The sequence below is a fragment of the Candidatus Afararchaeum irisae genome (assembly GCA_034190545.1).
GTDB classification, from domain to species: domain Archaea; phylum Halobacteriota; class Halobacteria; order Halobacteriales; family Afararchaeaceae; genus Afararchaeum; species Afararchaeum irisae.
In genome coordinates this window covers 1-19,115 of record JAXIOF010000087.1, presented here as the reverse complement: position 1 = coordinate 19,115, position 19,115 = coordinate 1, and the positions used below count along the sequence as shown (strand labels likewise).

The window sequence follows — 19,115 nt, the reverse complement described above, 5'->3', positions numbered from 1 at the left end:
TCGCTGGAAGTTAAAGAACATGAAGCCACGGGTCACCTGACCCGTGGTAGTTCACCTCCTCCGCCGACTCCTTCGTCTCCTCAGCGAGGCTCTTGACCTCGTTTGCGACGACCTCAAAGCCGTCGCCCGCCTCTCCCGCCCTCGCCGCCTCTATGCTCGCGTTGAGTGCGAGGAGGTTGGTCTGGTCGGCTATGTCGGTGATGACCTCGACGACCTCATTGATCTCCTCCATCATCTCGTCGAGCTCCGCGACCTGTTCGACCGTCTCGTCTGTTCTCCGGTCGATCTCCTCCATCTCGTCCATGGCTTGTTTCGCCGACTCACGCCCCGACTCGCCTATATCGGCTGTCTCACGTGACTTCTGTGCGACGTTGTCCGCCGACGACGCTATCTCCTCTATCGTCGCAGACAGGTCGCTCATCTCGTTCGAGATTCTCTGAAGGTTGTCGGACTGTTCCTCGGAGCCGTCGGATATCTCCTTCACCGACTCGGTGACCTCCTCACTCGCCTCTCTTATGCTGTTGTGACGCTGTCTGACCTCCTCGCTCGCCGAAGCCACCTCGTCCGCCGCCTCACGTATCTCCTTGACAGTCCTCTCCCACTCGTCGACCATCTGGTTGAACGACTCGGCTACCGACTCCATGGCTCCGTTGACGTGTGTGTCGGTGTCTATACGGCGTGTCAGGTCGCCGTCAGCGACCTCCGACATGATCTCCCCGTACTCCTCGGCGAGCCTCTTTCTCTCGGCTAGCTCGTCCTGTATCCCCTCGTTGTACGAGTGGAGGTAGGTGTCGACTGCGACCTGCATGTCGAGGTTGAGTATACGTAGGACAGAGAGTATCTGTCTCACACCCTCGTCTATCTCGTGTCTTATCTCTTCCTCGACGTCGGAGCCGATGCTGGCTTCGGAGTCGCCGGTCAGTGACGAGACGACTCCGCCTCCGCCGCCGCCTCCGTCGGATGCGGCTCCGTCTAAGCTCTCGACGACGTTCTCCTGTATCCTCTCGCTTATCAGGGGAAGTATGAGATCGTAGTAGACACCGTACTGACCTATGTACTGCTTGAGGGGCATGTCGATTAGGTCGTGTACCTTGCCTATCCTCGCGCGGTTCTCGAAGTACTCCTCGTCGTAGTCGCCCGTCGCGAGTGTCACGAGGTAAGCCGACTGAGTCCGTTTGAGCGACTCGACGTCACGTGTCGACCTGTCTATGACATCGAGTGTCTCGTCGTAAGAAGTCAGCTTGTCGTAGAAGTCGCCTACAAGATCGTCTTGGTACTCACGGAAGAGATCCTCCATCTCGGAGAGTCTCCTCTCGTCCTCGGAGTCGAAGTCGATGAAGTCCTTCCTCCACTCTATCTCTTCGTCGTCGATCCCTATCTCGTCCATGAGGGAGCCGACGTCTATCTCACGACTTCTCTCAGAGGCACCAAAGACAGACCGCTCATCTGACATTGTCGTGTGTATGTCGGAAGGATATTTATGGCTTGCCAGTCGGATGTCAGCTGTCTCCGAGGTTTAAGATCGACATCTGTGAAGCTCAACAGCCTTCCGTATACGGTTTACCAGCATCTTGTGTCTCTCCGTGTCGTTCTGTTTCGACGCGAGATATGAGACGCCCGCGTCGATAGCCTCGGGAGCCACTGAGCTGAGAGGCTTAGCTGTCAGAAGAACAAACGGAGCCTCGAAGCCGGCGTCCCTGAGCTCTCCGAGAAGCTCAACCCCGTTCATGCCGGGCATCTCGTAGTTCGAGACTACACAGTCGAGACCGTCTGTGTCCTCGGGGCTTCGGGCGAGTTCGAGAGCCTCGTCGGGCGATCTGACAGCCGTCGTCTCGAATCCGTGGGACTCCTCTAAGACCGACTCGACCCTCTTAGAGAAGAACTCGCTGTCGTCGACTATAAGAACGTGACTAGCCGCCATTAACTCAAACGTACATTCATACCAGTATAAATCTGTGGAGACACGTCGAAAAAACGAAACGTCAAAGGTGAGCAGATCATGGACTGCCTGGTCTGGCTGCACACGACGGCGGGCAGTAAACACCGTCTCCGATGTATATGTAGTACCCCCACGGTATTAACTAAATTGGTACAGTACTCTATACGCAGACGTGGAATTATATCAAGTCTCCCAAAACCAAAGAAGGTTAAGCCAAAATCCCGAAGACTGACCAGTAAGCTACCACGCCCTAAAGGGCGTGGCATTCACGGAATCTCGTGAATCGTAGATTCACGATGTACGCGAACCGATGGTTCGCTTGAAATCGGAGATTTTCCTGAAGTCGGAAACCTCCGGTTTCCGTAATTCAACGTGGACTCCGGCTCTAACCTGTAGCGGTAGGTGAATATTCACCGTTCGCCTTCAACGTCCCGTTGTTTAAGCGCACGCCTACGGGTGCGCCTCCGCCGGTCGCTTTCTTGCTCCGGCGGAGATACTTCATACCGACGTTCTTCGCCGCGTTGTAGTCTGCATGGTTCTCATACCCGCACTTCCCACACTTGAACTCAGAGCCGTTCCTGTTCTGGGGGTGTGTGAAACCGCATTTAGAGCAACGCTGGGAAGTATGCTCAGGATTCTCTTGGGTCACTCGTATCCCACGTTCCTCGGCTTTGTACTCTACGTACTGATAGAGACGGCGATACGCCCAGTCATGCCAACGGTTCAGGTCGTCGCGTATCCGCTCTAAGTCTTCCATAGCTATAACGCTACAGCCGTTCTCCACGGCTTCCTCAACTATTTCTTTAGCTACTCGGTGGAAGTAGTTCTTGAACCGTCCTGTCTCCTTCTCACCGACTCGTTGAACGTTTTCGTGGGCGTATCGAGAACCATGTTCCTGCAACGACTTACGGCGTCTCTCGTACTCTCTCCGCCAATGGTTTAGGTACTCTATGCTCCAGTACGCTCCTGTCGAAGAGACGGCGAGGCTACCTCGTGTGTTTAGGTCTACACCGAGAATCATTCCGTTCTCGGTTTCTTCCGACTCTATCTCTTTCCTGACGCCTATATGGAGGTAGTATCTGCCGTCTCCAGAACTATTGGTTCTGGATGGCTCGTCAGACTTCGTCTGACGAACGTCGCGGTAATGGAGCGTAGCACTTGTTTTCTCCCAGTCGCCCTGTAGATACTCTGTCTGAGGGTTGTCGTCACCGTCAGGTAACACGTATTCGGCTTCCACGCGACCGTTTACAGTGGCGAGGGTACACGAGCCGTCCTTGTAGGTTATCGTCCGTGCGTCGTAACGAACCACATTCGACGTGAACTGTGGCTTACTCGTCTTCTCGCCGTTCTTCAACCGTTCCACGCAACCGTTCAACGCTTCGGCGGCGAGGTTACGTGCCGCTTGTACGTGGTTCGCCGGTAAATCTGTGGAAGCTCTTACGTCTTCGTAGGTTAGTTCGTGGAGTTGTGACTTAGACGTAACCACGTATTCATCGGCGTGCCACCCTACGTCGGCTACGTATTGGCACGCCTTCTTGAACTGATAGAACGTCTCCTTGAGGTCTTCGTGACGTTCTTCGGGTACGTCTAACTTTACCTGTACGGTGCGACGTATCTCCACAGTTCATATATAAGCTTGAGTATTTATATACTTAGTGATTAGAATTAAGGTGACGGGAGTCCAAGACGGTCTATGGAACAAGTTAGCTCAGTAGCACGACGTTGTGGAGCTTTGCTCCACATCCCTCGAAAACGAAGTTTTCGAGAACGCATTCCTCCCGCCCCTAAAGGTGCGGGTATCCTGCTGTGGTATCTATGATAGCGACTCTGGGTCCCGAGGGTACCTACTCCCACCGTGCGTCGCTCGAAATCTGTGACGACATAGTCTTCTACGACAGCGTACACGAGATAGCTGACTCGGTCTCCGCCGGGGACGTCAAAGGAGGTGTCGTACCTGTCGAGAACTCGATAGAGGGAAGCGTCAACACTACTCTCGACGTACTCGCCGACTACGACGTCTACGTCCGCAAGGAGATACTCGTAGAGATCCATCACGCCCTCATCTCACAGTCGGAGAGGTTCGACGAGATAGCGAGCCATCCACAGGCTCTCGCACAGTGCCGTTCGTTCTTAGAGGCGGAGTACCCAGACGTCCATCTGAGGTCGGTGAGTAGCACTGCGAAGGGGGTCGAGGAGGCGCGTGAGAACCCCGACGTCGCCGCAGTAGCACATCCCGACCTCGCTTCCAATGGGTTAGAGGTCGTAGCCGAGGAGATACAGGACGTCGCCGCGAACGTCACGAGGTTCTTCTATCTCACGACCGAGAGGTACGACGAGGGCGACAAGACTACGGTAGTCGTCTACCCCGGAAACGACAGACCCGGGCTCCTCTACGACATACTCGGCGTCTTCGAGGAACGCGGTGTCAACCTCACACGTATAGAGTCACGTCCCTCGAAACGCGAGCTCGGTGACTACGTCTTCCATATCGACTACGAGGGAGGCTACGACGAGGAGATACTTGAGGGTCTCGGCGACAAAGTTGACTGGATAAAGTACCTCGGAAGCTACGACACTGTGAGAGTCTCGGGGTAGCAGACTAGATCCTCATCTCGTCCTCGAACCAGTTCCTGTAGGTCTTCGCCCTTTCGAGCCTCTCGCGCGCTATACGTCTCCCTGTGTCGGTTTCGAGCCAGCCGAGCGTCTTCTCGCCTCTCTCGATCACCCTGTCTATCATATCGGGAACCTCGGTGTGAGACCTCGCCTCGTAGCCGACACGCATCGCCATCATCGTCGCTCCTCCGACACCTATCTTGTCTATGGCGTCGCTCTCTATCAGAACCTTCGACTCGAGAGGAAGGTCGGAGTCCATGTCGCCTATGTGGTCGAGTATGGTACGTCGGACGTCGTCTATGAAGACGTCGGAGTATCCCCTCTCGTCGAGGTACTCCTCGGCTATGTCGGCACCCTCGTCGGCGTGGTCTTCCTGGTCAGCCTCGAACTTCGCAACGTCGTGGAAGAGTGTCGCAACCTTGACTACGTCGACCTTTGCGCCCTCCTCACGTCCTATCTTCTCTGCGAGTCCGAAGGCGCCCATTATGTGGTCGAACCTGTAACGCGGCGAGTGCCAAGGATACCATCTCATCCGGTCGCCGTCGGTGTCTACGGTGTCCTGGAGATGTGACCTCACGAACTCCTCCATCTCACGGAACTCGTCGCGGTCTACTGTCTCGGACTCCGTCCCCATCTATCCACCTCCTTCGAGGTTCTTTCGCGTCTGTGTCGGTATTTGGGATGAACCGTCTTCGTTTTCATGTTCTTAAATAAAACCCCAGACTAATTAGAATTCGGGGTCGAGTCAGTCGCCGACTTGTTTTCTGCCGCCGAGTCTGTCGGGATGTACCTCGCCCGCGCGTATGAGGAAGTCGACCGTGACGAGTGCCATCATCGCCTCGACGACGGGAACGGCTCTCGGAGGTATGACGGGATCGTGTCTTCCCGTCACCGAGATTGGAACGCCGTCCTCACCCGTCTCCCAGTCGACCGTGTGCTGTTCCTTGGGTATCGAAGACGGTGCCCGGAACGAGACCTCGCATCTCACGGGCATTCCGTTAGTGATTCCGCCTAAGACGCCTCCGGCGTTGTTAGTCTCGGTGACTATCTCGTCGTCTTCGTAGACCCACTCGTCGTTTAGCTCGTACCCCGTCATCTCTGTAACACGTTTACCGACGCCTATCTCGAAGGCGGTCGATGCGTTTATGCTCATCATAGCCTTCGCGAGAACCGACTCGAACTTGTCGTAGATCGGCTCGCCGAGACCCTTGGGGACGCCGGTGGCGTAACACTCGACGCTCCCGCCTATCGAGTCGCCGCTCTCCTTGTAGTCGAGTATGAGATCCTGCATCTCGTCAGCCTTGTCGGGGTCGGCACATCTCACGTCGTTTGACTCGGAGTTCTCGATGATCTCCTCAAACGACGCCTCCGCACGTACGTCGCCTATCTGGTTGACGTGTGCCTTGATCTGAATCCCCTTGTCGTCGAGTATCTTCTTGGCTATCCCCGCGGCGGCGACCCTGCATGCCGTCTCGCGCGCGCTCGAACGTCCCCCTCCTCTCCAGTCACGCGTTCCGTGTTTCGCCTCGTAGGTGAAGTCGGCGTGTCCGGGGCGCGGCTTCGTGATGAAGTCCTCGTACTTCGAGGAGTCGGAGTCCTTGTTCCATATCACCATCGATATGGGGGTTCCCTGTGTCTCGCCGTCGAAGACCCCCGAGAGTATGTTGACACGGTCAGCCTCGCCCCTCGAAGTCGACACGTCGCTCTGTCCCGGCTTCCGTCTGTCGAGGTCTCTCTGTATCTCCTCCTCAGATATCTCTATCCCCGCGGGACAGCCGTCTACCACGACACCAATCGCCTCGCCGTGTGACTCACCCCACGTCGTGATCTCGAACTCCTCGCCGAAGCTGTTTCCTTTCATCTTGTACTAAGATTGCGTGGAGATGCTATAAATATCGGGTATGTCGCCGGCACCGGCGTGGTAGTATTGTGGGAAATCCCCAAAACATTAAGTTAGACGGCGTCGTAAGCCGAGATATGAGCCAGCACGAAGACTCAAAAAGTTCTCAGGATGAGAAAGAGAAGATCCGTGAGAAGAAGATGAAGGAGATGATGGGCGAAGGCTCCGACGAGACCGCCGAGACCGAGACACCCGACGAGCCCGTACACGTACACAGTGCCGCCGAGCTCAACGACCTTGTCACGACACACGACGTCGTATTCGTCGACTTCTACGCCGACTGGTGTGGACCGTGCCAGATGCTCGAACCCGTAGTCGAGTCGCTAGCCGCCTCGACAGACGCCGCAGTCGCGAAGGTCGACATAGACGAACAGCAGGAGCTAGCGATGAAGTACCGCGTCCAGAGCGTCCCGACGATGTACCTCTTCTCGGGAGGCGAGCCCGTAGAACAGGTCATGGGAGTACAGCAGGAGAGCCAGCTCAGGTCGCTGATACAGCAGTACAGTTGAGATGAAATAGAGTAAAGTAGCAAAATGGCGTAGACAACAGATTGAATAAGACTAAGCTTTTATCTACTCCATGGCAGACACAGACTCTTCGGAAGTACGTGACGTAGTCATAGCGGGATCGGGAATGGCGGGATCGACAGCCGCGATATACGCCGCACGCGCCGACCTCAACCCTCTCGTCTTAGAGGGCGACGAGCCCGGCGGTCAGCTTACTCTCACGACCGACGTCGAGAACTTCCCCGGCTTTCCCGAGGGGGTCGGAGGCTTCGAACTCGTCGACAACTGTAAGGAACAGGCGTCTAAGTTCGGCGCGGAGTACAGGTCGTCGTCTGTCGTAGACGTCGACCTCGACGAGAGACCCTACACAGTTGAACTCGACGACGGCGACGTCGTGGAGACGCGTTCTTTCGTGGTCGCCTCGGGCGCGAGCGCGAGATGGGTAGGTGCGGAGAACGAGGACGAGATGATGGGACACGGGCTCTCGACGTGTGCGACGTGTGACGCCGCCTTCCACAGGGACGACGTCGTCCTCGTCGTGGGAGGAGGCGACTCGGCGATGGAGGAGGCTCTCTTCCTCACGAAGTTCGCGAAGGAGGTCGATATCGTCCACAGACGTGACGAACTACGTGCCTCGGAGATAATGAAGGAGAGGGCGATCGACAACGACGATATACATTTCCTCTGGAACACCGAACTCGTCGAGATAGAGGGAAGTCCTGACGAGGGCGTCACCGGAGCGAAGCTAGTGAAACACCCCGACGGCTACCCGAAGGAGAAGTACGAGAAGGGCAACGACGAGGTCGAGGAGATAGACTTCGACTGCCAGGGCATATTCTACGCTATAGGACACACTCCCAACACCGACTATCTCGAAGGAACAGACGTCGAGCTAGACGACGACGGCTACGTCGAGTCGCTCGAAGGCAATACGTCGGAGACGAACGTAGAGGGTGTCTTCGTCGCAGGAGACGTCTCCGACCGCAAGTACCAGCAGGCTATAACCGCCGCCGGAATGGGATGTATGGCGGCGATGGACGCCGAGGAGTACATAGAGGAGATAGAGGACGAGGAAAGAAGAGAAGCAGAGACCACCGCTGACTGACCTAACTAACTAAGCTATCTCTCTGCTGGTCTCGACGGATATTCTCTGTCCTATGTCGAGCTTTATAGTCTCGTCGGGAGGGGCTCCGTCACGTATCTTGGTGACAGCAAGCCTGTTCTCGACCTTATCTCCATCGGGATCTATCATGAGGTAGAAGACGACGTCGGAGACGCTGAGAACGTACTCCTCGTCGCGCGTCAGCGAGCGGTCGCCCTTCGTAATATGGAGACATGCGATACCCGACGAGGCGTGTGTCACCTCGTGTAACCGTCTCAGAACAGTCCTGTAGTCGTTCTGTTTCTGTCTGACGTGTTCCGAGAAAGAGTCGAAGACGACGTTCTGTGGCTCGTCAGTGTCGAGGTCTTCGAGACTGTCGAGGATACTCCGAGTCGTGTCGGCTTCAGTATCCGTAGTCCCCTCGGAAGATGGAGATGGAGACGAGGATGGGGATGGGGACGAGGATGAGGATTTGCCATCCACAGCCAGATCGACGACGTTTAACACCTCCTCCGACTCCGACTCCGACTCCGACTCCGACTCGTCGTGTTCCTCGTCTTCGAGGTACTCCCCGACAGTACCCGAGTCTAGCTCTCCGACAGACCTTACTATGCTCTCGGACGGACGTGAGTTGGTGAAGTAGAGAGTCGGTCGCGTGAGAGCAAGCTGTTCGAGGAAAAGCTCCCCCATGCTCATAGGATGAGCCACGAGGGATATGACGCTTCCCTCAGGCACTCCCCCGTTAAGCCGAGAATCGAGTATGTCGATCCCCGTCGTAAGCTTCTGCATTATAGGAATATAAAGACGCCCAGAGCAATTAGTGTTAGTATTATGCTATATTTGAGTCCGCTGTACATGCTGTTTTCTCCCATACGTCCCGCGAGAAGACCGCTCGAAAACGCCTGTATGATAGCCGAGTGGAAAAGCACCATACGGTAAGTGTCGAGAGGTATCTCCTCGAAGCTCAGAGCTCCGCCGCCCGCCTGGCTGAGTCCCTCGGCTCCCGACGTCGACTCAGCTATGTTGGTAAGGAATGTGTTTTCGAGTATTACGACGACGAAGAGGAAGACTAGGAAGCTTATGATGATTATGACGACATAGATTATCATGTTCTGGAAACGCTCGCGGTCGAGCTTGTAGGCACTCTCTACGTCCCTCGCCGCGACTTCTAGGACGTCGCCTATGTCACCGCTCGACTCGTTAGCCTTCGTGATGAGCTTTATAGTCCTCGAAAGACGGGGTATCTTCATCCTGTTAGCGAACCGTATGAACGAGTCGTTGAGGTCGGCGTCCCACTCTATCTCGGTATAGACCATCTCTATCTCGTTCGCGAGTACCCCCGTAGACGTCTCATAGACCATCCGGAGGCTCTCGGTGAGGGTCATTCCCGTCTCGTTCGCGCCGGCGAGCTTCTTGAGGGTGTCGGGGAGCTCCCTCAGAACCTTCCTCCTGCGTCTCATCTTGAGCTCGTGGAAGAAAGAGACAGGAACTGTGAGTGTCATAGCCGGAATCACGAAGAGAGTAGCAGTGTTCCAGATAGGACGGCTCTTGAAAGCCGAGACGGTAGCTGTCGAGACCCCCGCGAATACGAAGCCCGCAAACAGCGCAGCCGCAACAGGCACCGTGACGACGAGACTCAGAAGTGGCTCCTCCTTTACCGAAGCAAACGGATTCCTGAGGAGGCTCTTTATGTTCTCCATCTTCTTAGCCCTCCGTAACGACTTGTACCGAGGGTCGTCAGAGAGCTTCCCGCCGTCTTCGGTCTCTATATCCGCCCAGTTCTCGACGTCGAACTCCTCGATCTCTGTCTTGAGTGTCTTGCTCGACTGTTCTCCCCCCGTCGAGAGTATGTCGATTATGAAGGCGAAGCCGAGGCTTCCGACGGGTATAACGAGATAGACTATGGCGTATATCTGTGTCAGACTCGCTCCGCCGAGGACACTCATAATGACTGTGATGATTATGATGAAGAGGGGACCTGCTACGAAAGCGGTGACATACGACTCGGCTATGAGTGCGAGTGTGTCGAGGAATCCCTTCTGTTCCTGTCTCGCGCGTTCGAGGTACTGTTCACTCTTCTGGAGTAGGAAAGGGGTTATGTCACCTCCCGAGTCGACTATGCCGAGGAGGTCGTCGAGGAAGTCCTCCATGCTGTCGCTCGGCGTGGTCTCGCTCGCGTTACGGAGCGCGAGACGGAGGTCGCTCCCGAAGTACTCCATGTCGTTGAGTATCATCTTGAACTCGTTCGAGACCTCTCCGTAGGCGTCGTCGGCGTTTGCGATAGCCTCTATGACCTCGACTATATTCATTCCTCCGCGCGACAGCGCGTACATGAATGTGACAGCGTGGGGAAGTGTCGTGTTGATAGACCTCTTACGTTCGCCGGCGTAGAAATGTGGGACATAATAGAGAGTCGCCCCTGTTACCACGCTCACGAACCCCGATATGAGTACCGTCAGAAGTACGCCCGAGAGGAGAATCTTGTTGTTCTCTATGAATGTCGCTACCGACGGAGGGACTGTTACACCGAGAGTGTACTCCGAGAACACTCCGAGTGTAAACAGGAGATAAGTTATGAGTATACCCACTCCGGCTCCGAGAAGTCCTATTACGAGTGAGTAGAAGACTACGCGTGAGAGATACATGTCGTAGCCTACCTCCCCCATACGTGCCTGCTGGAGCTTCTTACGCGTCGAAGCGTACTTGTCCTCCCTCTGCTTGAAGTAGGTTCCGAATATACGGTAGGCTATCCTGTCTATGGCTTTCGAGGGACTGAGACGTATGCCGGTGTCCTTACCCACCGGCTGACTTAGCTCAGGGCTCTCAGTCGAGTAGTCGTCTTCTGGTGTGTCCTGTGACTGTGACATCTTATTGGTCTATCTTGGTCTGATCTGTTGTCAGGTCAGACGTCGACAGAGGCTCTCTCCTCGAGAGACTCGACGTCTAGCTCGCCCTCGCGTATTCTTTCTATTATCTTCTCCGGGTCGGTCATGAAGGTCTGTATAGTACGTGAGACCTCGCGGTAGTCGGTTATGTCGTTGTCGACGAGGTACTCGAGAACCTCACGTCTCATGTCGATCTGGTGTTCGAGCTCCTCGTCGCTCCATCCCCTCGAACGTTTTATCTCCTCGAGAGCCGACGACTTTCCTGTTCTCATAAACGAGTCGGTCTCGGCGTCCCACTGGAATATGTCGTTCGTACGTATATTCTGTGTCTTGGGGTCTATACCTATTATCTCGACGAGCTTCATGTTACGTCTGACCCTCTTACCACCCACGAAGGTCTGAGCCTGTATAGAGACTATGTCAAGTGCCTTGAGCATCGAACGCGGCACGCTTATGGGCGGATTTTCGAGACGGTGTATGGCGGCGTCGACCGAGTCGGCGTGCATAGTCGAGTAGGTCGTGTGTCCCGTAGACATAGCCTGGAAGAGCGTGAGAGCCTCCTCACCACGTACCTCTCCGACTATGAGGTACTCGGGACGCTGTCTCAGAGCGGCGCGGAGAAGCTCGTACATGTTTATCTCTCCCGCACCCTCCTCCGAGAACGACTCCCTCGTGACGCTCGGAATCCAGTTGGTGTGGGGAAGCGTGATCTCACGTGTGTCCTCTATCGAGACGACCTTGCTCTTAGGAGGTATGAAGAGAGAGACGGCGTTCATGCTCGTCGTCTTACCACTCGCAGTACCTCCCGCGAATATCAGCGACTTGTTGTTCTCGATACAGATCCAGAGATACGCCATCTCTTCGAGAGAGAAGGTGTCCCAGTTGAGAAGGTCTATAGGAGTGAAAGGTACCTCGTTGAACTTACGTATAGTGAACGTCGAGCCGTGTGAGGTTATCTCGTCCCCGAGTGTAAGCTGTATACGTGATCCGTCGGGCATGCTCGCGTCTACCATCGGATTCGCGACCGAGATGTGTTTTCCGCTCCTCTGGGCGAGCTTTATAACGAAGGAGTCGAGCTCGTCTTTCTCGTACTCGACGTTAGTCATGAGATCGCGGTAGTCACGGTGGTAGACGAAGACGGGTACACCGACGCCGTCACACGATATGTCCTCTATGTTGGGGTCACGCATTATGGGATCTATCTTGCCGTCGTGTATGTAGTCACGTTTGAGGTAGTATAGTATCTTAGAGAGTGAGTCGTCGTCGATGTCGATCCCGTACGTGTCTATTATCTTTCTAGTTCTCCTCTCGATTACCTCTTCCTTGTCCTCCGACCTGTCGGTCTCCTCGTGCATCAGGACGTCACGGAGACGCTGTTTTATGTCCTCACGTACAGTCCTCTCGAAGGCGTCGAGCTCGGGCTCGGAGATATGGTAACGGAAGTCGTTCTCGTCGTCGTTGTAGAGTATGGAGATGTAAGCGTAGGGTTTGTTGACCCAGTATCTCTCGTACTCCTCGTATCCCTCGAGACCCTCGAACTCGGCTATATTGCTCTTGGCAGCGTTGAGTAACGAGGATATCTCCTCCTCCGAGAAGGCGTCTGACATCTCCTCAGACGCGAAGAACTCCCTGACGTCGTCGAGCATCTTCTCGGGCTCGATACTCTCGTTCTTGACGTCAGTCGGCATGTCGCTCATCAGCTGAGGCTCCTCGTCATTGTCCTCGTCTTGAACCACCACATCCATCTCGTCTACCTCATCGAGGCTGTCTGGGTCGACATCCATGCCGACGTCGGCTGAGTTGAGTACATCACGTCTGTTTACAGAGGAGTCTGTCTCTGTGTCTACTTGGTCATCCGCTTCGTCGGGCTCGTCACGGCTGATTCCCATTCTCTCCTCGACCTTATCGTCTATGTCGTCGGGTATTAGGTCGGTCGGATCAGTCTCGTCGACCCCGAAAGCAGACGTGTCCTCGTCCTCATCAGAGCCGTTCTCGTCAGTCTGTGAGCCTGAGCCGAGGTCGGGTTCGTCGTCCCGGTTACCGTCGCTGGTTTGACTGTCGATGTCTCTGCCTCCGTCGTCGTCCTCCTCACCGTCCCTGTTCTTATCGCCCTTTCCGTCCAAAAGGATTCACCCAGAACTGGAAGTAGTATTGGTATCAGATGACATAAGTGTTGGGGGCGTCGGGCTGGGAAACCCTTTAATGCCGGACAGCCAACTAGAGTCTATGCTTCCCGACTGCGAGACGGTCTACGAGAACCTCAAGACTAGCTTCGTCGACGTCGAAGCCCTGAGAGACGACATCGAGAGACAGGGTCTCAGCGGCTATCTCAGGTTCGAGGGAAACGGAGAGGAAGGAGTCACAGTCTTCGAGGACGGGATGGCTAAGACGACTAAGATAGAGGGTCAGACCCGAACAGGCACCGAGGTACACGACGGCTTCGAGGAGGCTCTGAGCAGTCTCGAATCGGGGGAGTACCGTATCGAGGTCGCGGACTGCGGCGAGACTGAACTCGAAATCATACGTAACCAGATGACGGGCGAGAAGATCGAGGAAGACCTCTCGACACGTTACATAAACCTCAGGAACTACCTCCTCAAGCTCGACGACGACTTCGACGGCTACCTAACTATCAACGAGGAAGAGATTCAGGGAATGGTTACTATAGACAGGGGTGACGCATCGGGAGCCATACTCGAAACAGACGGCGAAGCCGTGATGGGAAACGAAGCAGTAGACGAGATTCTGAGTATGTCGGAGAGCCGCAACCTCCATCTAGACGTCTACAAGGTGGAGGCAGAGACCGAGGACGGCGAGACGACTGACGAGATCAAACAGGAGATAGAGAAGATCTCCGAGGACTTCGAGGACAAAGCCGACGAGATACTCGACGACATGGGTCTCGACCCCGACGAGCTATAGTCTCAGCGCTCCTTCTTCCTTATCGAGTTTATGCTCGACTGAAGCTTCTCGACCTCGTCGTCGGTGAGACGAACCTCCGACTGGAGGCTCTCGACCTTCTCCTTGAGCTGTTTTATCCTGACGTGCATCAGGTAGTTTATTCCGAGCATCACGAGTATTACCGCCGAGAGAACACCTATGAGTGCGTTTATTATCAGAGACATCTGATCACCCGAATAACGTCTTTGCCATTCTTGAGACGAATCCCTCTTCGTCCTCCTCCTCGTGTATCTCCTCCTCGAACTCCTCCCCCGAGAGACGTGAGGCGAGTCTCTTGTACGCCCTCGAAGCGGGTGAGTTGGGAGAATGTACAACCACGGGACGTTTGTATATCGCCGACTTCCTTACCTCGGGATCCTCAGGGACGCGTTCGAGAACCTCGACTTCGAGTATCTCCTCTATCCTCTCGACGTTCATCTCACTCTCCTCGTTGCTCGTTCTCGTGAGTACGGCACCCGCGACGTCGGTTCCGAGCTTCTCAGCCATTATGTTGGTCTTCGTCGCGTCAGCCATGCTGGATATCTCGGGGTTGACGACGAGTATGACCTCGTCGGCTACCGAGAGAGGGATAAGGCTCTCCTTGCTCAGACCCGCCGGAGCGTCTATGAGGAGATACTCGGTCTTGTTGGTTATGTAACTCAACGCCTCCTCAAGACGGTCGGAGTCGGCTTTCTCGAATCCCTCAAGCGAGAGTCCGGCTGGCACGACGTTGAGACCCTCGTAGCTCTCGTAGACAGCGTTGCTGACGTTTGCCTCTCCCGAGAGTACCTGGTGGAGCGTCACGGGCTCTTCCTCGTGTCCGAGTACGAGACCCAGATTTGCCATGCCTATGTCGGCGTCGAGTACAGTCGTCTCCTTTCCGAGCTTTGCGAGGGACGTGCCGAGGTTGACCGTCGTCGTAGTCTTTCCGGTTCCTCCCTTTCCGGAGGCTATGGTGAATACCTTCGTCATCGTCTCTCACCCGAACATTCCGGATATACGTTCGACTATGCTCGAACCCTTATCGGTAGTCTCGTGTCTGGCGTTCCCCGACGACTGGGCAACCATCCTGTGGAGATACGTGTCTATCGCAAGCTGCATGTCGAAGTTGACGAGACGCAGGTAAGCGAGTATATCCTCCCTGAGCTCGTCGAGTTCGTCGAACGCCTCCTCGTCTATGTCATGGTGGCGTCTCATCTTGTCGTAGGTGTCCTCGAACAGCTCCTCAAGGATCATGTCGTGGTAGACCGAGTAGGCACCTATGTACCACGGCGGCGTGAGTCCTATGAGAACGTGCATATGTCCTATAGCAAGACGGCTCTTGGCGTACGACTCGCCGTACCCAGCACCGTCGCCGGGCTCGTATCCGTAGTTTCCGAGGCTGAGGAGATACCTCTTCTGTGTCTCCTTTAGCTGGTCTACGGTGACGTCTGTGTCGGATATGACGTCGGCAGTCTCGTTGTAGACTAAGAGCTTGTCGTAGAACTCGTCTGCTAGATCGTCCTGTATACGTTCGAAGACGGGCGTCATCCTCATGACGCGTTTCTCGTCCTCGTCGTCGAAGTCGATATACCTCTTACGCATGCTGAGGAGATCCTCGTCGAACCCCATCTCGTCATAGAGCCAGTCCTTGTCAAACTGTCTGTTATTAGACCTACCTCCTGATTCCGAGTCTCCGTCCCCTGACATAGATACAGTATAGCCTCCGCGACTTCCTTATATCTACCGGAGCCGGAAGTTTTAACTTGAGAATCTGCCGGTAATCTCCGCTTCCGCGACGGTGTGTCCGTCTACGGCGTCTATAACGTCCTGTTTTGTCGCCGTCTCAGGGAGGTCGAGTGTAATGTCGACTGCGTAGAGACGGAGCCTGTAGCTGTGTTCGCGGTCGGGTGGGTTGGGACCTCCGTACCCCTTCTCGCCGTAGTCGTTTTTCGCCTCGACACCTCCGAGGTCTCCGATATCAGCGTCTTCAGGTATCTCACGTGTCGAGGGATCGAGGTTCCAGAGTACCCAGTGATCCCAGACCTTGCCAGCGGGCTCGACGGCGTCGGGATCGTCGACGACCAGGACGAGGGACTCGGCGTCTTCGGGCACGTCGTCGATATCGAGAGGGGGCGAGACGTTCCGGTTCGTGTAGCCGTACTCACGGGGTATCTCGCCACCGTCTTCAAACTCAGGGCTAGACAGCCTCATGTCCGAGAGGATTCTCCTCAGGGAACAAAAGTCTGACCCCTGTCTTCCGACGTGCCCTGTGTATTAATACGTAGAAGACTAATATACGTCTATGTCAGACACGAAAGAAGTAGCCGTCGTCGGCGGCGGCGTAGCGGGGCTCGTGGCGGCGAGATGTCTCGGAGCCTCGGGGTTCGAAGTCACCGTCTACGACAAAAACGCCGAAGTCGGGGGACGCGTGAGGTCGGCGAAACGTGACGGCTTCGTCTTCGACAGGGGATTCCAGGTCTTCTTCACCGCCTACCCCGAGGCGAGACGTGAACTAGACTACGAAAGACTCGACCTGCGCTACTTCGACCCCGGCGCGGAGATAGCCCACGGAGGACGTGTCTCGACCGTCTCAGATCCTCTCAGGAAGCCGACTGACTTACTCCCGACAGTCCTGAGCCGAGCCGCGACGGTCGGAGACAAACTACGTCTGATGGGACTGAGAGCGACCGTGGGGAGGAAGTCGCCAAGACAGATATTCGAGGGTACCGACACGTCGATACGTGATTATCTCGTCTCTAAGGGCTTCTCCGACCGTTTCATAGAGGCATTCGCGGAGCCGTTCTACGGCGGTATAACACTCGATCCATCGCTGTCGACGTCGAAGAAGGTCTTCGAGTTTACCTTTAAGATGATGTCAGAGGGAAAAGTCGGGGTTCCGTCGGGAGGAATGGGGGAGATCCCAGCACAGATAGCACGCAGAGCCGAGTCGAACGGTGTCAGGATCAGGAGAGGAGACTGGGTCGAGGAGATAGGAGACGACGCGACTCTGAAGGTCGACGGAGAGACTTACGAGTACGACGCCGTCGTCGTGGCGACTGATCCGAAGGAAGCGAGACGTCTCACACGTGCGGACAACATACCTACAGAGGCGAGATCATGTGTGACTCAGTACTATGAACTCGACCTCTCGGAGACCCGAATGGGTAAGAGGATACTCCTCAACGCCGACACCTCGAAACCGAACCACGTAGTCCCCCTCTCGAACGTCGCACCCGAGTACACACCCGACGGCGTCGAGATGGCTTCGGCTGTCTTCATGGGTCTTCCAAACGAGGACGACGACGGTCTGAGGAGGAAGACTCAGAGCCTCCTCGAAAAACAGTACGGTGTGGGTGACCTGGAGCTTCTACACACCGACAGGATAGAGTTCGCTCAGTTCGCACAGCCGCCCGGCATACATTCGCGCCTCCCGTCAAACCGTCTCTCGGAGGGACACGACGTCTACTTAGCGGGTGAGTTCACCGAGGCGTCCTCTATAAACGCCGCGATGGCGAGCGGGCGTAAGGCAGCACAGGCAGTAGAGGAAGATCTGGGCTGACACTGACTCAGAAAGGTGAACACGACTCGCCCATGCAGTCGGACGAGTAGGTGTAGTAGACGAGACCCCCGAGGAGAACGACAGACACGACGCCTAAGAAGGGACGGAGGGGGTCGAAGTAAGTCATTATGGCGGTGTTGGAGAAGAGTGCGAGGAGTACAGCGTTACAGATCGGACAGCCGAAAGACAGAAACCCGAGCGCGCCACCGACGAACGCGAGACGGTCGTTAGACGTGTCTTCGGCACCGGAGGCTCCACGAGTTAGATCCGTCTGTGCGGCATAGACTCCTATGAGTACCGAGGTGACTGTCAGAAACGTGTAGTCAAGGGGCGTCCGCGGTACCCTGCGTATGTAGATCGGGTTGGGTATCAGAGCCGTCACGACACCGAAGACGACGAAGAATACCACAGATACAGCCGAGGCTCTGAGTAGCTTGCCCATGTCGGTTCGCGCCAGATTCATTTGAAGAAGATCGTGTTCCCTGTCTTAAGTATCTACTGGCGGGACGTAAGACATATACGGCACCGTATGCTAACGTCCTACATGACTGACCTGGTGGGCTCTGAGAAACGTATCTCGGACGAGGATATTCTGGTCAGGCTTCTCCAGATGGGAGTCGTGATAGAGGAGTACGCCGAGGAGAAGAGCGCCGTCATAAGCGGAAGGGCGGCTCAGAACGATTATATACAGGAGATCCTCCTCGAAGCACTCGACGAGAGCCAGACACACCGTGACACTCTCATAGATCTGATAGACGATCTGAGAGCCGACGGGACGAGGATGGACGCGAGACACATAGAGGAGCTAGTGAGAGAGAAGGTGGAGAGATCCGAGATAGACGCCGAGACCGACGAGCAGGCTCTGAGGGAACAGCTCAGAAGCGAGAGGCTCGCTTACAGCTTCTACGACACACTTATAGACGCGTGTGAGAATACTAAGACGTCCGATTCCGAGGCGGAGACGGAGATAGACACAGACGCGGACACAGGCGTCGGAGGCTGTCTGGAGATGAACGACGACAAGATACAGATGGTAGTTTCGACCCTCAAGGAGATACGCGAGGACGAGAAGGAGGACGCCCAGAAGATAGAGAACATACTAAAGGGGGTAGCGTAAAATGCAAGAAGGAGAACCAGAGTCAGAGATAGACATAGACGCGGACTCAGACACAGATACGATGAGCGAAAGCATCGAGATGTACCTCAAGGAGATCTACATACTCTCGAAGGACGGCGACCCGGCGAGAACAGGCAGAATTGCCGACAGACTCGGTGTCTCGCCTCCGAGCGTGACTGAGATGCTGCGGAACTTAGAGGAGGACGGGCTCGTCGAGTACGAGAAGTATAAGGGTGCGAGGCTGACCCCCGACGGAGAGGAGAGAGCGAGAAGCCTTCTCAAGAAACACTGCCTCATAGAGAGGTTCCTCGTCAAGTTCCTCGACGTAAACGACGGTTTCCACGACGAGGCTTGCAGGATAGAACACGTCATGAGCGACGACGTAGCCTCCGAGCTAAGCGAACTCGTCGACCAGGAGCCCGAGTGTCCCGACTGCTACTCGGCGGAGTTACAGCACTGTGCTAAGCTTTGAGATAGGATAGTAACGAAAAGCCGGACTCTTACTCTACTCTATTCTACTCGCCGTCTCAGTCGTCAGCGACCATACTTTCCTCGGTCGCGGCACAGCGGTT

At 55.5% G+C, this 19,115-nt stretch carries 20 protein-coding genes; 7 read left to right on the top strand and 13 right to left on the bottom strand.

Annotation, left to right across the window (positions count from 1 at the left end):
* Positions 1–10: 10 nt before the first annotated feature.
* The 3 genes from SV253_08890 to SV253_08880 form a co-directional block, all read right to left on the bottom strand.
* Positions 11–1,453, bottom strand: coding sequence for a methyl-accepting chemotaxis protein (locus tag SV253_08890; GenBank protein MDY6776168.1), 1,443 nt, complete (start codon positions 1,451–1,453; stop codon positions 11–13).
* A 63-nt stretch (positions 1,454–1,516) separates the two neighbouring features.
* On the bottom strand, positions 1,517–1,921 hold the full coding sequence (locus SV253_08885; protein ID MDY6776167.1) for a response regulator: 405 nt from the start codon (positions 1,919–1,921) through the stop codon (positions 1,517–1,519).
* A gap of 403 nt (positions 1,922–2,324) precedes the next feature.
* Entirely contained in the window at positions 2,325–3,560 is a 1,236-nt protein-coding gene (locus SV253_08880; protein ID MDY6776166.1) for a transposase, read from the bottom strand.
* Between the two features lie 194 nt (positions 3,561–3,754).
* Between SV253_08880 and pheA the strand changes: the two genes are divergently transcribed.
* The gene (pheA, locus tag SV253_08875) at positions 3,755–4,534 is read left to right on the top strand and encodes a prephenate dehydratase (protein MDY6776165.1); all 780 of its coding nucleotides are present in this window, start codon (positions 3,755–3,757) and stop codon (positions 4,532–4,534) included.
* Between the two features lie 4 nt (positions 4,535–4,538).
* On the opposite strand, the gene SV253_08870 is transcribed toward pheA, so the two are convergent.
* The gene (locus tag SV253_08870; GenBank protein MDY6776164.1) at positions 4,539–5,186 is read right to left on the bottom strand and encodes an HD domain-containing protein; all 648 of its coding nucleotides are present in this window, start codon (positions 5,184–5,186) and stop codon (positions 4,539–4,541) included.
* A gap of 111 nt (positions 5,187–5,297) precedes the next feature.
* On the bottom strand, positions 5,298–6,413 hold the full coding sequence (aroC, locus tag SV253_08865; protein ID MDY6776163.1) for a chorismate synthase: 1,116 nt from the start codon (positions 6,411–6,413) through the stop codon (positions 5,298–5,300).
* A 116-nt stretch (positions 6,414–6,529) separates the two neighbouring features.
* Here aroC and trxA point away from each other — a divergent pair, with 116 nt between their 5' ends.
* Together trxA and SV253_08855 are read left to right on the top strand one after the other, a co-directional pair.
* Positions 6,530–6,961 (top strand): thioredoxin, encoded by a 432-nt coding sequence (gene trxA / locus SV253_08860; protein MDY6776162.1) that lies wholly within the window; start codon positions 6,530–6,532, stop codon positions 6,959–6,961.
* Between the two features lie 70 nt (positions 6,962–7,031).
* Entirely contained in the window at positions 7,032–8,063 is a 1,032-nt protein-coding gene (locus tag SV253_08855; protein ID MDY6776161.1) for an FAD-dependent oxidoreductase, read from the top strand.
* A 9-nt stretch (positions 8,064–8,072) separates the two neighbouring features.
* Here the strand turns inward: SV253_08855 and SV253_08850 are convergent, their stop codons facing one another.
* Genes SV253_08850 through SV253_08840 form a run of 3 tightly spaced genes read right to left on the bottom strand, consistent with a single transcriptional unit; the run spans position 8,073 to position 13,068 of the window.
* Complete coding sequence (locus SV253_08850) at positions 8,073–8,849, bottom strand: hypothetical protein (protein MDY6776160.1); 777 nt, start codon at positions 8,847–8,849, stop codon at positions 8,073–8,075.
* On the bottom strand, positions 8,849–10,927 hold the full coding sequence (locus SV253_08845; protein MDY6776159.1) for a type II secretion system F family protein: 2,079 nt from the start codon (positions 10,925–10,927) through the stop codon (positions 8,849–8,851). Before SV253_08845 ends, SV253_08850 begins: the two co-directional genes overlap by 1 nt.
* A gap of 35 nt (positions 10,928–10,962) precedes the next feature.
* On the bottom strand, positions 10,963–13,068 hold the full coding sequence (locus SV253_08840; protein ID MDY6776158.1) for an ATPase, T2SS/T4P/T4SS family: 2,106 nt from the start codon (positions 13,066–13,068) through the stop codon (positions 10,963–10,965).
* Positions 13,069–13,171: 103 nt separating this feature from the next.
* Between SV253_08840 and SV253_08835 the strand changes: the two genes are divergently transcribed.
* Positions 13,172–13,867, top strand: a complete 696-nt coding sequence (locus SV253_08835; GenBank protein MDY6776157.1) for a hypothetical protein — start codon at positions 13,172–13,174, stop codon at positions 13,865–13,867.
* Positions 13,868–13,869: 2 nt separating this feature from the next.
* Here SV253_08835 and SV253_08830 read toward each other — a convergent pair whose 3' ends face one another.
* The 4 genes from SV253_08830 to SV253_08815 are packed head-to-tail and all read right to left on the bottom strand — an operon-like array spanning position 13,870 to position 16,078.
* Complete coding sequence (locus SV253_08830) at positions 13,870–14,070, bottom strand: hypothetical protein (GenBank protein MDY6776156.1); 201 nt, start codon at positions 14,068–14,070, stop codon at positions 13,870–13,872.
* Positions 14,071–14,074: 4 nt separating this feature from the next.
* Entirely contained in the window at positions 14,075–14,857 is a 783-nt protein-coding gene (gene minD, locus SV253_08825; GenBank protein ID MDY6776155.1) for a cell division ATPase MinD, read from the bottom strand.
* 6 nt (positions 14,858–14,863) lie between these two features.
* On the bottom strand, positions 14,864–15,574 hold the full coding sequence (locus SV253_08820) for a protoglobin domain-containing protein (protein MDY6776154.1): 711 nt from the start codon (positions 15,572–15,574) through the stop codon (positions 14,864–14,866).
* 51 nt (positions 15,575–15,625) lie between these two features.
* Complete coding sequence (locus SV253_08815) at positions 15,626–16,078, bottom strand: YbhB/YbcL family Raf kinase inhibitor-like protein (GenBank protein ID MDY6776153.1); 453 nt, start codon at positions 16,076–16,078, stop codon at positions 15,626–15,628.
* A 91-nt stretch (positions 16,079–16,169) separates the two neighbouring features.
* On the opposite strand from SV253_08815, the gene SV253_08810 reads away from it, so the two are divergent.
* Positions 16,170–17,426 carry an NAD(P)/FAD-dependent oxidoreductase gene (locus tag SV253_08810; GenBank protein MDY6776152.1) on the top strand — a complete coding sequence of 419 codons (1,257 nt, stop codon included), beginning with the start codon at positions 16,170–16,172 and terminating at the stop codon, positions 17,424–17,426.
* 7 nt (positions 17,427–17,433) lie between these two features.
* Here the strand turns inward: SV253_08810 and SV253_08805 are convergent, their stop codons facing one another.
* Positions 17,434–17,868 carry a hypothetical protein gene (locus SV253_08805; GenBank protein ID MDY6776151.1) on the bottom strand — a complete coding sequence of 145 codons (435 nt, stop codon included), beginning with the start codon at positions 17,866–17,868 and terminating at the stop codon, positions 17,434–17,436.
* Between the two features lie 102 nt (positions 17,869–17,970).
* On the opposite strand from SV253_08805, the gene SV253_08800 reads away from it, so the two are divergent.
* Together SV253_08800 and SV253_08795 are read left to right on the top strand one after the other, a co-directional pair.
* The gene (locus tag SV253_08800) at positions 17,971–18,543 is read left to right on the top strand and encodes a hypothetical protein (protein MDY6776150.1); all 573 of its coding nucleotides are present in this window, start codon (positions 17,971–17,973) and stop codon (positions 18,541–18,543) included.
* A 1-nt stretch (position 18,544) separates the two neighbouring features.
* Positions 18,545–19,015, top strand: a complete 471-nt coding sequence (locus SV253_08795) for a metal-dependent transcriptional regulator (GenBank protein MDY6776149.1) — start codon at positions 18,545–18,547, stop codon at positions 19,013–19,015.
* Positions 19,016–19,115: the final 100 nt, after the last annotated feature.

What these genes read in the sequence shown, in the direction of transcription:
- minD (MDY6776155.1), bottom strand. Translation starts at nt 14,857, where the DNA reads ATGACGAAGGTATTCACCATAGCCTCCGGAAAGGGAGGAACCGGAAAG.
- pheA (MDY6776165.1), top strand. Translation starts at nt 3,755, where the DNA reads ATGATAGCGACTCTGGGTCCCGAGGGTACCTACTCCCACCGTGCGTCG.
- SV253_08855 (MDY6776161.1), top strand. Translation starts at nt 7,032, where the DNA reads ATGGCAGACACAGACTCTTCGGAAGTACGTGACGTAGTCATAGCGGGA.
- SV253_08815 (MDY6776153.1), bottom strand. Translation starts at nt 16,078, where the DNA reads ATGAGGCTGTCTAGCCCTGAGTTTGAAGACGGTGGCGAGATACCCCGT.
- SV253_08810 (MDY6776152.1), top strand. Translation starts at nt 16,170, where the DNA reads ATGTCAGACACGAAAGAAGTAGCCGTCGTCGGCGGCGGCGTAGCGGGG.
- SV253_08830 (MDY6776156.1), bottom strand. Translation starts at nt 14,070, where the DNA reads ATGTCTCTGATAATAAACGCACTCATAGGTGTTCTCTCGGCGGTAATA.
- SV253_08800 (MDY6776150.1), top strand. Translation starts at nt 17,971, where the DNA reads ATGACTGACCTGGTGGGCTCTGAGAAACGTATCTCGGACGAGGATATT.
- SV253_08850 (MDY6776160.1), bottom strand. Translation starts at nt 8,849, where the DNA reads ATGCAGAAGCTTACGACGGGGATCGACATACTCGATTCTCGGCTTAAC.
- SV253_08795 (MDY6776149.1), top strand. Translation starts at nt 18,545, where the DNA reads ATGCAAGAAGGAGAACCAGAGTCAGAGATAGACATAGACGCGGACTCA.
- SV253_08885 (MDY6776167.1), bottom strand. Translation starts at nt 1,921, where the DNA reads ATGGCGGCTAGTCACGTTCTTATAGTCGACGACAGCGAGTTCTTCTCT.
- SV253_08870 (MDY6776164.1), bottom strand. Translation starts at nt 5,186, where the DNA reads ATGGGGACGGAGTCCGAGACAGTAGACCGCGACGAGTTCCGTGAGATG.
- SV253_08845 (MDY6776159.1), bottom strand. Translation starts at nt 10,927, where the DNA reads ATGTCACAGTCACAGGACACACCAGAAGACGACTACTCGACTGAGAGC.
- SV253_08890 (MDY6776168.1), bottom strand. Translation starts at nt 1,453, where the DNA reads ATGTCAGATGAGCGGTCTGTCTTTGGTGCCTCTGAGAGAAGTCGTGAG.
- aroC (MDY6776163.1), bottom strand. Translation starts at nt 6,413, where the DNA reads ATGAAAGGAAACAGCTTCGGCGAGGAGTTCGAGATCACGACGTGGGGT.
- SV253_08835 (MDY6776157.1), top strand. Translation starts at nt 13,172, where the DNA reads ATGCTTCCCGACTGCGAGACGGTCTACGAGAACCTCAAGACTAGCTTC.
- SV253_08805 (MDY6776151.1), bottom strand. Translation starts at nt 17,868, where the DNA reads ATGGGCAAGCTACTCAGAGCCTCGGCTGTATCTGTGGTATTCTTCGTC.
- SV253_08820 (MDY6776154.1), bottom strand. Translation starts at nt 15,574, where the DNA reads ATGTCAGGGGACGGAGACTCGGAATCAGGAGGTAGGTCTAATAACAGA.
- trxA (MDY6776162.1), top strand. Translation starts at nt 6,530, where the DNA reads ATGAGCCAGCACGAAGACTCAAAAAGTTCTCAGGATGAGAAAGAGAAG.